Below are 12,729 nucleotides of genomic sequence, written 5' to 3'. Positions count from 1 at the left end.
CATTGCATGTGCACGCCATAACGCCGGGCCGGCTCGACCTACCAGACGGCGTCGAGCCGGTCCGGCCCGCGGGTCAGGGCGTTGAGCGGCCATGCGGCAGTGCTCTCCACGCCCTCTTCGCAGGGGGCGGCGAGAACGAGACCGGGGCATGCCCGGGTGACGGCGGCCAGGGCGTGGCGGGCCAGGCGCAGGCTGAAGGGGGCTCCGGGGCAGTAGTGGACGCCGGTGCCGAAGGCGGGAGTCGGCGCGTGGGGCGGGGCGTCGTGGCAGGCGGAGCCGAGGAGGAGCAGGAGTTTGGCGTGGGCGGGCACGGGGGTGCCGGCCAGGTGGAGCGGGCGGGCGGTGGCGCGCAGCCAGCCGATGAGAGGGGTGTCGTGGCGCAGGGTGTCGGCGATGGCCCGGTCGAGGTGTTCGGGCCGGCACAGCTCGGACAGCCGAGAAGGCTGCGCGGCGAGGCGCGAACGCGAATTCAGGTGGCGGTGGAGGGTGTTGGCGATGAGTTTGGGCATCACCTCGGCGGTGGTGATCAGCATCTCCATCAGGACGGAGGCTGCTTCGTCGGGACAGAGGGCCGTGCCGTCCCGGGGCCGGTGAGCCAGCAGAGCGGGCAGGAGGCTGCCCGGGGCGAGGCTCCGGGGATCGTCGGCGAGGGCGCGGCAGAACGACCACAGGTCGCCGATGGCATGGGCGGCATCGGTCTGTTGGGCGGGGGTGAGGCGGTCGGCGACGAGGCGGGTCATCGCCGCGGCCCGGGCGGCGACGGCGGGATGGTGTGCGGCGGACACACCGGTGATGTGGCCGAGCGCGGCCAGGCACAGGGGGCGGGCGTAGTCGGCGACGAGGTCCCCGGTGCGCGAGGGGCGCTCGGCGAAGGCGGCGGCGTGGGCCGTCGCCGTGGCGTACAGGTCGCCGTCGAGGGCGTCGACGCGTCGTTCGGTGGTGGGGAAGGCGGAGTTGACGGCGCGGCGCAGGCGGGTGTGCTCGGGCGGGTCGAGGGCGCTGGCGGCAGGAGCCATGCCGGTGGCGGCCAGGACGGTCCCGGCGTGCGGGGCGGGCGGACACAGGGGCTCGAAGGTCCGCCGGCTGGTGAAGTCTCCCGGTGTGTCGCGGAAGGCGCGGACGACGTCCTGGTGGCGGGAGACGACCCACACCTCCAGCAGCGGGTCGTGGAAGACGGGATGGTGCGCACGCAGATGCGCATACAACGGGGCGGGGTCGCCGGCGCCGTGATGGAGGATCGTGCCCGGATTCGCAGCGGGGCAGCCGGGCGAACCGGCGGCGCAGACCTCACGGGCCGGCACGGTGCGGTCGCCCTCGGTCTGCACCCGGGCCGCGTCTCCGGGGGGAACGGTGGTCATCGTGCGGGGCGGGGCCGGGCCACGAGGAGGACGCCGTCGTCCGTGAACCGGTCGGTCCCCGTGGCGAAGTGCTCCCGCATGGCGGGCAACAGGGCCTGGCGCAACCGCGCCGGGGCGGGATCGCCGGTGCTCCAGAACTCGGCCAGGACCTGCGCGGCCGCCTGAGCCCTGGCCTCCGCCCCGTCCTCGGGGAAGACGACATCGACCCGTGCGCGGGTGAACGAGATGTCCTCGAAACCTCCCGCGGCCAGCTCCTGCGCGGCGACGCTGAGCAAGTAGCCCTGGTGGTCGGGGCCTTGGCCCGTCAGCGGCGCGCAGGCGCGGTTCCACAGGCCGATGAGCTCGTTGTCGGGGGCACCCTGGACCAGGACGATCCGGGCCGCGGGGTGGGTGCGGTCCACGACGCGCACCATCTCCCGCACCGCTGCCCGCGGGTCGTCGGTGTAGTGCAGCACCCAGGTGGCCACCGCGGCATCCACCGCGCCGTCGGGCACGGGCAGGCTCTCGGCGCGGCCGGGCAGGACGGTGACCCCGTCGCGGACGAGGGGCTGCATGCTCTGCTCGCGGTCCGGGTGCGGCTCGACGGTCGTGCAGGCCCCCAGCCGGGCGGTGATCTCCTTGACGACCGCTCCGGTGCCGCCGCCGATGTCGAGCACCCGGGTGTTGCCGGCCAAGGCGTCGGCGACGAGGGCGATGTCGTGGCGTTCGAAGCGGGCTTCCATGCCCAGCCAGCCGTGCTGGCTCAGTGCCTGCGGCCCCCGGTAGGCGGCGGGCAGCGGATAGGGACCGGCCAGGGCGTGGGACGGCGCGCCGGGGCCGCCGGGCCTGACGGCGTGGACGAACAGGTGGTCCTCCTCGACGGCGCCGGGGAAGTCGGGGCGGAAGACGCTGGATCCGGCGTGCACGATGTGCAACCCGGCCTCGCGCACCAGGTCCAGGAACGCCTCGGAGGGGAAGCTGGACGCCCGGCACACCCGGCCCATCCACTGCAGTTCGACGTCCTCGGCGTCGGCGGGGACCGTGGCCAGGGCCAGCAGTCCGCCGGGCTTGAGCCAGATGCCGATCCGGCGCACGGTGGCGGCGATGTCGGCCCGGGACATCTGCAGCAGGGGGAAGAACGCCGTCACCGCGTCCCAGGTCTCCGGATCGTCCGGCAGGGCCCGGACGTCGACCTGCTCGAAGCGGGCGTCCGGGACCCGGGTGCGGGCCAGTTCCACCATGGTGGCCGACACGTCGCACCCGAACACCGCGTGCCCGGCCGCGGCCAGCCGCTGCGCGGTCGGACGCCCCGTTCCGGAGCCGATGTCCAGCACCTTCGCCCCCTGGGGCAGCCGTGCCGTCAACCATTCGAGTGCCGCCAGGAGTTCGGGGATCCGCCCGTGCGTCTCCTCATAGGTGCTTCCCAGCACATCGAACGTACGGGCCGCGCCGTCGTCGGCCCCTGCAACCGTCGTCACGAAAGATCTCCCGTCAAGTGATGCCGTCCGGTGTCACCGGACGGGTCAGCCGTGGAGCCGGTAGAGGTGGAAGTCCATGTTGGCGCCGTAGGGCAGCTGGGGCGTCGGGGTGACGGTCGCCAGGTGCTCGGCACCGGCGAAGGACCGTGCCAGGGAGTCGTCCGCGATCTGGTCGTTCGTCTTGATCGCGACGTGGCAGGGCACGCCGTCACGGGAGCGGCGGATGTCCTGCAGGATCTCCGGCACGGGCGGAGAGGTGCGGGTCAGGTCCAGGCCGGCGGCGGTGAACGCCGGGCCCCAGGGCGGCTCGACGACGTAGGTGTCGTGCGTGGAGCGGGCGGGCAGCTTCCCCAGCAGGTCACGGTAGTCCATCGGGTGCAGGGCGATGGCGGAGCCGATGCGCTCCAGGTTGTTGCGGGTGGTGGCGTACACCATCGGGTCGAGTTCGGTGGCCTGCACCGGGCGCGACAGGCGCCGGCCCAGGTGGTATCCGAAGTTCCCCGAGCCGCAGAACAGGTCCACGATCAACGGTGCATCGGTCTCGGGGCCCTGCGGCGCGGCGGCGGCCAGGAGGCCGGCCAAGGTGTCGGCGAAGGGGGAGACGTAGGCGTCGACGGAACACTCGATGGTGGTGCGGCCCAGCAGGGTGATTCCCTTGACGGCCATGTCGGAGGCCGGAATCCCGTACAGGGACAGGCCGTCGGGGTCGCCGTAGATGAGGCGACCGGCCTCGCACAGCTGCTCACCGGTGAGGATGGTGGTCCGCAGCGGGCCGAGAAGCCGGTCACGGAAGGCGAAGTATGCCGCCGGGTCCGGGGCGGTGGAAAGCACGGGGATCGCTTCTCCAGAAAGGAAACGGGCAGCACCGAGCGTCGAGGAGACGACGCGTCAGCACTGAGGGTTGCCGAATACGAGCGGAGTGTAATGACCTTGCCGGTCGTTTCCGCAACCTCGGGAAAGCCCCGCTGCAGCGCGTTGACAGCGTCGTTGACGCCGGGTCAACGAGCCCCTCACCCCGCGCGGGGGATCTTCAGCCCTGGATCCGCGCCCCGCTCCAGGTCCGCGACACCCACGCCCGGAAGTGCGGTGCATGCGCGATGAGTTCGCGGTACGCCGCGGTGGCCGAGCCGAAGAGCGTGTCGGCGATCTCGTCGGCCAGGCCCCCGCGGCGCCAGGCCAGGACGTAGCGGCACCACAGCGGGGTGCCGGACAGCGGCTTGACGACGACGTCGGAGGTCGGCCGGTGCGTCGCCTGCACGACGGACACCCCCAGCCCCTCCGCGATCATGTCCTGCAACTCGAGCCGGTCGCCCAGGAATTCGTGCACCGCCACCGGCGTGAACCCGGCCGATCCGCACGCCGCGTAGAACACCCCCGGCCAGCCGGCCCCGTCGTCGGGGGTCAGGAACCACGCGTCGCCGGCCAGATCGGCGAGCGCGATCTCGGGGCAGTGCCGAAGCCGGTGATGCGCGGGCAGGGCGACGAAGGACGGCTCCGTGACGATCCCGCGATGGGCCACCGCGGACGAATGCCGCAACTCCCGCCCGGGGTAGTCCGCCGCGATCGCCACGTCCACGTCGCCGTGCTCCAGGAGTTCGACGATCTCCGAGGACGCGTACACGCTGCTCACCGTGACATCGAGGCCCGGCAGCAGCGTACGGAGCCGCATGACCATGCCGGACAGGACCGGCGAGTTGGTCGCGGCCAGACGCAAGGACCGGTGCGCCCCCGCAGCGCCCCCGGCGGGCCGGCGCCCGATCGCCGCCGCGCGGGCCAGGACGTCACGGGCCTGGGTCACCACCTCCACGCCGTACCGCGTCAGTTCGACGCCCGACGCCCTGCGGACGAACAGCGGCTCGCCGAAGAACCGCTCGATCCGCCGGAGTTGTGTGCTCATGGCCGGCTGGGAGTACCCCATATCCGCCGCGGCCCGGCCGACGCTCCCGGCATCGGTGATCGCACACAGCACCCGCAGGTGCCGAAGCTCCAGGTCCATATGGCGGATGGTAGGGAGTGGCGGCGGTGTCCGGACAGGGGGCGTGGCTCCGCGGTCTTCTGCGAAATCTCGCGCGGTCGACACTGATGGAATGTGACCGGTAACACAGTAGTGTGAAATTGCACTGACGAGAGGGGAGGCCCCATGACCAAGTCGGTTACGCCCGCGCCCACTTCCGCGATCCGCACAGTCGGCCACGACCTGCCCGTATCACCCGAGCTCGCCTCCTTCATGGCGTCCGGCTGGCAGGCCGCCCCGCCGGCCGGCGACGTCCGGCTGCCCGTCGCCGCCCTCACCCCGGCCCGCCGGGCCCGGCTCTCCGCGAGCTTCCCCGGGGAGCGGCTCCTGGTCCCGGCGGGGGAGTTGAGGGTGCGGTCCAACGACTGCGACCACCGCTTCCGCCCGCACAGCGCCTACACCTGGCTGACCGGCCTGGCCGGCGAGGAGCAGGCGGGGCACGTGCTCGTCCTCGAACCCGACGGGCCGCACGGCCACGAGGCGGTGCTGCACGTGCGCCCGCGCTCCCCGCGCACGGACGAGGGCTTCTACCGGGACCGCCGCTACGGCGAGTTCTGGGTCGGGCGCCGACCGGACCTCGCGGAGGCCGGGCGGATGGCCGGCATCCGCTGCGTCGCCCTCGGCGAGCTCCCGCCCGGACGGAACGCGGCCGCCGACACCGAACTCGCCTGCGTGCTCAGTGAATTGAGGCTGGTGAAGGACGTGTGGGAGGTGGCGGAGCTGCAGCGGGCGGTGGACCACACCGCCGCAGGATTCGAGGACGTGGTACGGGCCCTGCCGCGCGCCCTCGCGCATCCGCGCGGCGAGCGCTGGATCGAGGGCATCTTCGGCCTGCGCGCCCGCACCGAGGGGAACGGCACCGGCTACGAGACCATCGCCGCCTCCGGCGCCCACGCCTGCGTCCTGCACTGGATACGCAACGACGGCCCGCTCGACCCCCGGGAGCTGCTGCTCCTGGACGCGGGCGTGGAGACCGACAGCCTCTACACCGCCGACATCACCCGCACCCTCCCGCTCTCCGGCCGCTTCTCGCCGGTCCAGCGGCAGGTGTACGAACTCGTGCTGGCCGCCCAGGAAGCGGGCATCGCCGCGCTGCGGCCGGGGGCGTGCTTCCGGGACTTCCACCGGGCCGGGATGCGGGTCATCGCCGAAGGGCTGGCCGAGTGGGGCGTGCTGAAGAGCGCGGAGAGCGACTTCCACCGCCGCTACACGCTGTGCAGCAGTGGCCACATGCTCGGCCTGGACGTCCACGACTGTGCCCGGGCGCGTGCCGATGCCTATCTGGACGGGGTGCTGAAGGAGGGTCAGGTGCTCACCGTCGAGCCCGGGCTCTACCTCCAGCCCGACGACGAGACACTGCCGCCCGAGCTGCGCGGCATCGGGGTGCGCATCGAGGACGACCTGGTGATCACGGCGGAGGGGGCCCGGCTGATGTCCGGCGGCCTGCCGAGGACGCCGGACGCCGTCGAGGAGTGGATGGGCCAACTGCTCGACGGCTGAAGGGAATACGGGGCCGGCGGCACCCTTGGCAACGTCAGTGCAATGTGAAATATTACTGATGTGCCAACGGGAAACCTCTCGGACGTCATCGTCGTGGGTGCCGGCATGGTCGGAGCGGCCTGCGCCCACTACGCCGCCGGCGCCGGCCTCCGCGTCACGGTGATCGACCGCGGCTCCGTCGCGGGCGGCACCACCGGCGCCGGTGAAGGCAACCTCCTGGTCTCCGACAAGGAACCGGGACCGGAACTGGAACTCGCCCTGCTGTCGGCCAGGTTGTGGACGGAACTGGCCGGGGCGCTGCCGGCACGGATCGAGTACGAGCCCAAGGGCGGCCTCATCGTCGCCGCGGACGAAGCCGGCGCAGCCGCCCTGCGGGCCTTCGCGGACCGGCAGCGCGCCGCAGGCGTCACCGCCGAGGAGATCCCCGCGGACCGGCTCCACGACCTGGAACCCCACCTCGCCCCCGGCCTGGCCGGCGGCGTCCACTATCCCCAGGACGCGCAGGTCATGCCGGCCCTCGCCACCGCACACCTGCTGCACGCGGCCGGCGACCGGATGCACCTGCGGCTCGGCGAGGAGGTCACCGGCCTGCTCACCGGAACCGACGGTACCCTGCGCGGCGTGCGCACCCGCCGCGGGGAGGTCCACGCCCCGTACGTCGTCAACGCCGCCGGCGCCTGGGGCGGCGAACTCGCCCGGCTCGCGGGCGTGGAGCTGCCCGTGCTGCCCCGCCGCGGATTCGTCCTCGTCACCGAACCGCTGCCGCGCGTGGTGCGGCACAAGGTGTACGCCGCCGACTACATGGCGGACGTGGCCGGCGGATCCGCCGCGCTGCAGACCTCGGCCGTGATCGAGGGCACCCCGGCCGGCCCCGTCCTGATCGGCGCCAGCCGCGAACGCGTCGGCTTCGACCGGTCGTTGTCACCGCAGGCCCTGCAGCGCCTCGCGGCCGGCGCCATGGCCCTCTTCCCGGTCCTGGGCACGGTGCGCGCGCTGCGCACCTACACCGGCTTCCGCCCCTACCTGCCGGACCACCTGCCCGCCATCGGCCCCGACCCGCGCGTCCCCGGCCTGCTGCACGCCTGCGGCCACGAGGGCGCGGGCATCGGACTCGCCCCGGCGACCGGGCTGATCATCGCACGCTGCCTGACCGGCGGCGAACCCCCGCTGGACATCCGCCCGTTCGACCCCGGCCGCTTCTGAACTCCCTTTCTGAACTCCCTTCACCGAGAGGAGGCCCCCGGTGGCCCGTACCCCCGCCGACCTCGTCGGGGCGCAGCCCGATCCGCCGTTCGAGATCACCTTCGACGGCCGGCCCGTCACCGCCCTGCCCGGACAGACCGTCGCCGCCGCCCTGTGGGGAGCCGGGATCCTGGCCTGGCGCACCACCCGCGACGGCGGCCGCCCGCGCGGGGCGTTCTGCGGCATCGGCCAGTGCTTCGACTGCCTCGCCACCGTCAACGGCAGCCCCAACCGCCGGGCCTGCCTGGTCCCCGCCCGCCCCGGCGACGCGGTCACCACCCAGGAAGGACACGGCCTTGACCGCCTCGGCGTCTGAACCGTACGACTTGGCAGTCGTCGGCGCGGGCCCCGCCGGCCTCGCGGGCGCCGTCACCGCCGCCGAACTCGGCCTGCGCGTCGCCCTGCTGGACGCCGCCGCGCACACCGGCGGCCAGTTCTACCGGCACCCCGCACCGCAGGCCCGCGCAGCACGGCCCGAGGCCCTGCACCACGACTGGTCCGCCTACGCCGGACTGCGCACCCGGCTGGCGGAGAGCGGCGTCGGGCACCTGCCCGGGCACCACGTGTGGAGCGTCACGCACGAGGCACCGGCCTGGTCGGTGCACTGTCTCACCGGGCCCGACGGCTGCGACGAGCAGCCGGTGCGGGTGCGGGCCCGCGCGGTGCTGCTGGCGACCGGCGCGTACGAACGCCACCTCCCCTTCCCCGGCTGGACCGTGCCCGGCGTGGTGAGCGCCGGGGGAGCGCAGGCCATGCTCAAGTCCGGCCTGGTGCTGCCCGGCATCGGGACATCCCCTGCTCGGGCGAAGCCGAGAGCTCGGGGAAGGATCGTGGTGGCCGGCAGCGGCCCCCTGCTGCTCGCGGTCGCCTCCTCGCTGGCCGCGGCCGGCGCGCACGTGCCCGCCCTGGTCGAGGCGTCCGGATACCTGGCCTACGCCCGGCACCCCCGGGCCCTCGCCGCCAACCCGCACAAGGCCGCCGAGGCGCTCGCCCACGGCGCGGCGCTGCTGCGGCACGGGGTGCGGCTGCGGTCGCGCAGCGCGGTCACCGCCGTGCACGGAACCGACAGGGTGGAGGCCGTCACCGTGACCCGGCTCGACCGCACCTGGCGGCCCGTACAGGGGTCGGACCGCCGGATCGCCTGCGACGCCCTGGCCGTCGGGCACGGCCTGGTCCCGCAGATCGAACTGGCCACGGCGCTCGGCTGCGCGACCCGCACGACGGTGGACGGATGCCTGGCACTCGTCCTGGACGGTCTCCAGGAGACCTCGGTGCGCGGCCTGTGGGCGGCGGGCGAGACCGGGGGAGCGGGCGGCGTCCGACTGGCGCTGGCGGAAGGCGAGTTGGCGGGCAGCGCCGTCGCCGCCCGGCTGGGCGCAGGGCGCGCCCGCGGCAGCCGGATCCGGGAGCTCCGGCGCCGCCGGGACCGGCTGCGCGCCTTCGCCGACGCCATGGGCGCCGCCCACGCCCCCGGCCCGGGATGGCGGCAGTGGCTGACCGACGACACCGACGTGTGCCGCTGCGAGGAGGTCACCGCCGGGCGTATCCGCGAGGCGGTCGACGGCCTGGGGGCGGGGGACGTGCGGACCGCCAAGCTCCTCACCCGGGCCGGCATGGGATGGTGCCAGGGACGGATGTGCGGCCCGGCCGTGGCCTGCCTCGCCGCACGCGACGGCATCCCCGAACCTCCGCCCGAACGCCGCCCGTTCGCCGTGCCCGTCCCGATCCCGGCGCTCGCCCAGTGCGCCGATCAGCCGAACGCCGCACCGTAGAGAGAGGTCCGCCGCAATGACCCCCACCGGCTGGAACAGTGCCCGCCCCTGGCGCGGCATCATGGTCGCCACCGCCCTGCCCCTGCGCGACGACCTGTCCGTCGACTACGACGTCTACGCCGAACACGTCCGCCGGCTGATCGCCGCCGGCTGCGACGGTGTCGTCCCCAACGGCTCGCTCGGCGAGTACCAGACCCTCACCGACGAGGAACGGGCCCGGGTCGTCGAGGTCGCCGTCGCCGCGGCCGGCGACGGGGCCCGCGTGATGCCCGGGGTCTCCGCCTACGGAAGCGCCGAGTCCCGCCGCTGGGCACAGCAGGCGGCCGAGGCGGGCTGCGGCTCCGTCCTGCTCCTGCCCCCGAACGCCTACCGGGCCGACGAACAGGCCGTACGCGCCCACTACACCGAGGTCGCCGGGGCGGGCGTGCCGGTCGTCGCGTACAACAACCCCGTCGACACCAAGGTCGACCTCACACCCGGCCTGCTCGCGCGGCTGCACCAGGACGGCACCATAGCCGCCGTCAAGGAGTTCAGCGGCGACGTGCGCCGGGCCTACGAGCTCGCCGAACTGGCCCCCGAGCTCGACCTGTTGATCGGAGCCGACGACGTCCTGCTCGAACTCGCCCTGGCCGGCGCCGTCGGCTGGATCGCCGGCTACCCCAACGCCTTCCCCGCCGCCTGCGCCGAGCTGTACCACGCGGCCGTCGCGGGCGACCTCGCCACGGCCCTCCCGCTCTACAGGTCCCTGCACCCGCTGCTGCGCTGGGACTCCAGGACCGAATTCGTCCAGGCCGTCAAGCTCTCCATGGACATCGCCGGACGCCACGGCGGGCCCGTCCGCCCGCCGCGCTCCGCGCTGACGGGGGAGACCCGGGCCGCGGTGCGGTCCGCCACCGAGAAGGCCGTCGCCGACGGCCACCGCTGACCCCCCACCCCGGACCGAGAGGCAGTTCATGCGGACGCGCCATGTCTTCCACGCAGTCGACTCCCACACCGAGGGCATGCCCACCCGCGTGATCACCGGCGGCGCCGGGGTGATCCCCGGCGCCACCATGGCCGAGAGGCGGCTGCACTTCATCGAGCACCTCGACCACCTCCGCACGCTCCTGATGTACGAACCGCGCGGCCACGCCGCCATGAGCGGCGCGATCCTCCAGCCCCCCACCCGGCCCGACGCCGACGTCGGCGTCCTCTACATCGAGGTCTCCGGAGTGCTCCCGATGTGCGGGCACGGCACCATCGGCGTCGCCACCGTCCTCGTCGAGACGGGCATGGTGCAGGTGACCGAGCCCGTGACGACGGTGCGCCTCGACACCCCCGCCGGCCTTGTGGCCGCCGACGTCCGGGTGCAGGACGGCGCGGCGAAGGCGGTCACGTTCACCAACGTGCCCGCGTTCTGCGCGGGGCTCGACCGCAAGGCGGAGGCGCCCGGGTACGGGACGGTCACCTACGACCTCGCCTTCGGCGGCAACTTCTACGCCTTCGTCGAACTCGACGCGCTGGGCCTGCCGTTCGACCGCGCCCGCAAGGACGACCTGCTGGCGGCCGGGCTCGCCGTCATGGACGCGATCAACGCCTCGCCCGACCGGCCCGTCCACCCCGAACAGCCCGCGATCACCGGGGTGAAGCACGTCTACCTGGCCGCGCCCGGTTCCGACGAGCACCGCTCGCGGCATGCGATGGCCATCCATCCCGGCTGGTTCGACCGCTCGCCGTGCGGCACCGGCACCTCCGCCCGGATGGCCCAGCTGCACGCCCGCGGCCGGCTGCTGCTGGGCCGCGACTTCGTCAACGAGTCCTTCATCGGCACGCAGTTCACCGGCCGGCTCGTCGCCGGGACGACGGTCGGCGGGCTGCCCGCCGTGATCCCCACCGTCACCGGACGCGCCTGGATCACCGGCACCGCCCAGTACTTCCTCGACCCGGACGACCCCTTCCCCGGAGGATTCCTGCTGTGACCACTCTCGTCTCGCGCAACCCCGCCGATCCCGCCGACGTGGTCCTCCGGTTCACCGCCCCCGGACCCGCCGCCGCCGTGGACGCCGTCGCGCGGGCCCGGGCCGCCCAGCCCGGCTGGCAGGCCGGCGGCGCGGCCGCCCGCTCGGCCGCGCTCACCGCGGTGGGCGCCGGCATCGAGGCCGCCGCGGACGAACTGGCCGCGCTGGCCGTGCGCGAGGTGGGCAAGCCGGTCGCCGAGGCCCGCGCCGAGGTCGCCCGCGCCGCCGCGATCTGGCGCTACTACGCCCAGGCCCCCTACGAACCGGCCGGCGCCGTCCACGAAACCGCCGCGGGCGCCGGACTGCTGCTGACCCGCCGCCGCCCGCACGGGGTCGCCGGGCTGGTCACCCCCTGGAACTTCCCCTTCGCCATCCCGAGCTGGAAGGCCGCCCCCGCACTCGCCGCAGGCAACACGGTCGTCCTCAAACCCGCCCCCGAGGCCACCGCCTGCGCCCGGCGCCTCGCCGGCATCGTGCAACACGCCCTGCCCGAGGCCGTGTTCACCGTACTTCCCGGCGGCGCCGCCGAGGGCAACGCCCTGGTCTCCACCGCCGACGTCGTCTCCTTCACCGGCTCGACGGCCGTAGGCCGGGCCGTGGCGGCACGGGCCACGGCCCGGGGCGTGCCGGTGCAGGCCGAGATGGGCGGCCTCAACGCGGCGATCGTCCTGCCCGACGCCGACATCGCGCAGGCCGCCGCCCACATCGCCGCCGCTGTCGCCGGATACGCGGGCCAGAAGTGCACCGCCACCAGCCGCGTCGTCGCCGTCGGCGCGGCCCTGGCGCCGCTGCGCGAGGCGCTCGCCGAAGCCCTGCGCACGGTCCCGGCCGGCGACCCGGCCGACGCGGCCACCGTGTGCGGGCCGCTCATCAGCGAACAGGCCCGCGGCCAGGTCGAGGAGGCCTGCCACGGGTCGGTCGTCCTGGCCGGCGGCACCGTGCCGGACGGCCCGGGCTGGTACGCGGCCCCGGTGCTGGCCGAGAAGGTGCCGCCCGGTCACCGGCTGCTGCACGACGAGGTCTTCGGGCCCGTTGCGGCCCTGCTGTCCGCCGAGGACCTGGCCGAAGCGGTGCGGGTCACCAACTCCGTTCCGTACGGCCTGGTCACCTCGGTCCACACCACGGACCTGGACGCGGCGCTGCACGGGCTCGACCGCCTGGACACCGGCATGATCCGCATCAACGCCCCGACCACCGGAGTCGACTTCCACCTGCCCTTCGGCGGCACCAAGTCCTCCGGCCACGGCCCCCGCGAACAGGGCCGCGCCGCCCTGGAGTTCTACGCCTCCAGCCGCACCTACACCCTGTCACCTGCAAGAACAACGTGACATTGTACAGTGATCACCCGCTGCGGCCGAAGGGATCACACAGCCGTGACTCCACCCGTGA

Annotated in this window: 11 protein-coding genes; 7 read left to right on the top strand and 4 right to left on the bottom strand. The window is 74.1% G+C overall.

The genetic code is table 11. The annotated features are described in order from the left end of the window. Positions 1 to 38: 38 nt before the first annotated feature. The 4 genes from ACLHRZ_RS33215 to ACLHRZ_RS33200 form a co-directional block, all read right to left on the bottom strand. Positions 39 to 1,358 carry a cytochrome P450 family protein gene (locus tag ACLHRZ_RS33215; protein ID WP_490422325.1) on the bottom strand — a complete coding sequence of 440 codons (1,320 nt, stop codon included), beginning with the start codon at positions 1,356 to 1,358 and terminating at the stop codon, positions 39 to 41. Beyond that, positions 1,355 to 2,815, bottom strand: a complete 1,461-nt coding sequence (locus ACLHRZ_RS33210; RefSeq protein WP_490422324.1) for a class I SAM-dependent methyltransferase — start codon at positions 2,813 to 2,815, stop codon at positions 1,355 to 1,357. Before ACLHRZ_RS33210 ends, ACLHRZ_RS33215 begins: the two co-directional genes overlap by 4 nt. A gap of 45 nt (positions 2,816 to 2,860) precedes the next feature. After that, complete coding sequence (locus tag ACLHRZ_RS33205; RefSeq protein WP_490422323.1) at positions 2,861 to 3,646, bottom strand: hypothetical protein; 786 nt, start codon at positions 3,644 to 3,646, stop codon at positions 2,861 to 2,863. Between the two features lie 199 nt (positions 3,647 to 3,845). Beyond that, positions 3,846 to 4,811: a LysR family transcriptional regulator gene (locus ACLHRZ_RS33200; protein WP_490422322.1), complete on the bottom strand. Its 966-nt coding sequence runs from the start codon at positions 4,809 to 4,811 to the stop codon at positions 3,846 to 3,848. A 144-nt stretch (positions 4,812 to 4,955) separates the two neighbouring features. Here ACLHRZ_RS33200 and ACLHRZ_RS33195 point away from each other — a divergent pair, with 144 nt between their 5' ends. Genes ACLHRZ_RS33195 through ACLHRZ_RS33165 form a run of 7 tightly spaced genes read left to right on the top strand, consistent with a single transcriptional unit; the run spans position 4,956 to position 12,668 of the window. Then, positions 4,956 to 6,329, top strand: a complete 1,374-nt coding sequence (locus ACLHRZ_RS33195; RefSeq protein ID WP_490422321.1) for an aminopeptidase P family protein — start codon at positions 4,956 to 4,958, stop codon at positions 6,327 to 6,329. Between the two features lie 60 nt (positions 6,330 to 6,389). Beyond that, entirely contained in the window at positions 6,390 to 7,532 is a 1,143-nt protein-coding gene (locus ACLHRZ_RS33190; protein ID WP_490422320.1) for an NAD(P)/FAD-dependent oxidoreductase, read from the top strand. A gap of 40 nt (positions 7,533 to 7,572) precedes the next feature. Beyond that, a complete protein-coding gene (locus ACLHRZ_RS33185; RefSeq protein ID WP_490422319.1) occupies positions 7,573 to 7,887 on the top strand; it encodes a (2Fe-2S)-binding protein in 315 nt (104 codons plus the stop codon). Beyond that, positions 7,868 to 9,343, top strand: coding sequence for an FAD-dependent oxidoreductase (locus ACLHRZ_RS33180; RefSeq protein WP_490422318.1), 1,476 nt, complete (start codon positions 7,868 to 7,870; stop codon positions 9,341 to 9,343). The genes ACLHRZ_RS33185 and ACLHRZ_RS33180 overlap by 20 nt, the downstream gene beginning before the upstream one ends. Before the next feature lie 16 nt (positions 9,344 to 9,359). Beyond that, positions 9,360 to 10,268 carry a dihydrodipicolinate synthase family protein gene (locus tag ACLHRZ_RS33175; RefSeq protein WP_490422317.1) on the top strand — a complete coding sequence of 303 codons (909 nt, stop codon included), beginning with the start codon at positions 9,360 to 9,362 and terminating at the stop codon, positions 10,266 to 10,268. 28 nt (positions 10,269 to 10,296) lie between these two features. Continuing rightward, positions 10,297 to 11,301, top strand: a complete 1,005-nt coding sequence (locus tag ACLHRZ_RS33170) for a proline racemase family protein (protein WP_490422316.1) — start codon at positions 10,297 to 10,299, stop codon at positions 11,299 to 11,301. After that, positions 11,298 to 12,668 carry an aldehyde dehydrogenase family protein gene (locus ACLHRZ_RS33165; RefSeq protein ID WP_490422315.1) on the top strand — a complete coding sequence of 457 codons (1,371 nt, stop codon included), beginning with the start codon at positions 11,298 to 11,300 and terminating at the stop codon, positions 12,666 to 12,668. The genes ACLHRZ_RS33170 and ACLHRZ_RS33165 overlap by 4 nt, the downstream gene beginning before the upstream one ends. Positions 12,669 to 12,729: the final 61 nt, after the last annotated feature.

It is taken from the genome of Streptomyces sp. AM25, from assembly GCF_058146165.1.
The sequence above is the reverse complement of the archived record's forward strand: the minus strand, read 5'-3'. Positions and strand labels throughout refer to the sequence as shown.

Bases quoted from the DNA above. Each gene is read 5' to 3' on its own strand.
- ACLHRZ_RS33215 (WP_490422325.1), bottom strand. From the start codon at position 1,358: ATGACCACCGTTCCCCCCGGAGACGCGGCCCGGGTGCAGACCGAGGGC.
- ACLHRZ_RS33200 (WP_490422322.1), bottom strand. From the start codon at position 4,811: ATGGACCTGGAGCTTCGGCACCTGCGGGTGCTGTGTGCGATCACCGAT.
- ACLHRZ_RS33195 (WP_490422321.1), top strand. From the start codon at position 4,956: ATGACCAAGTCGGTTACGCCCGCGCCCACTTCCGCGATCCGCACAGTC.
- ACLHRZ_RS33175 (WP_490422317.1), top strand. From the start codon at position 9,360: ATGACCCCCACCGGCTGGAACAGTGCCCGCCCCTGGCGCGGCATCATG.
- ACLHRZ_RS33170 (WP_490422316.1), top strand. From the start codon at position 10,297: ATGCGGACGCGCCATGTCTTCCACGCAGTCGACTCCCACACCGAGGGC.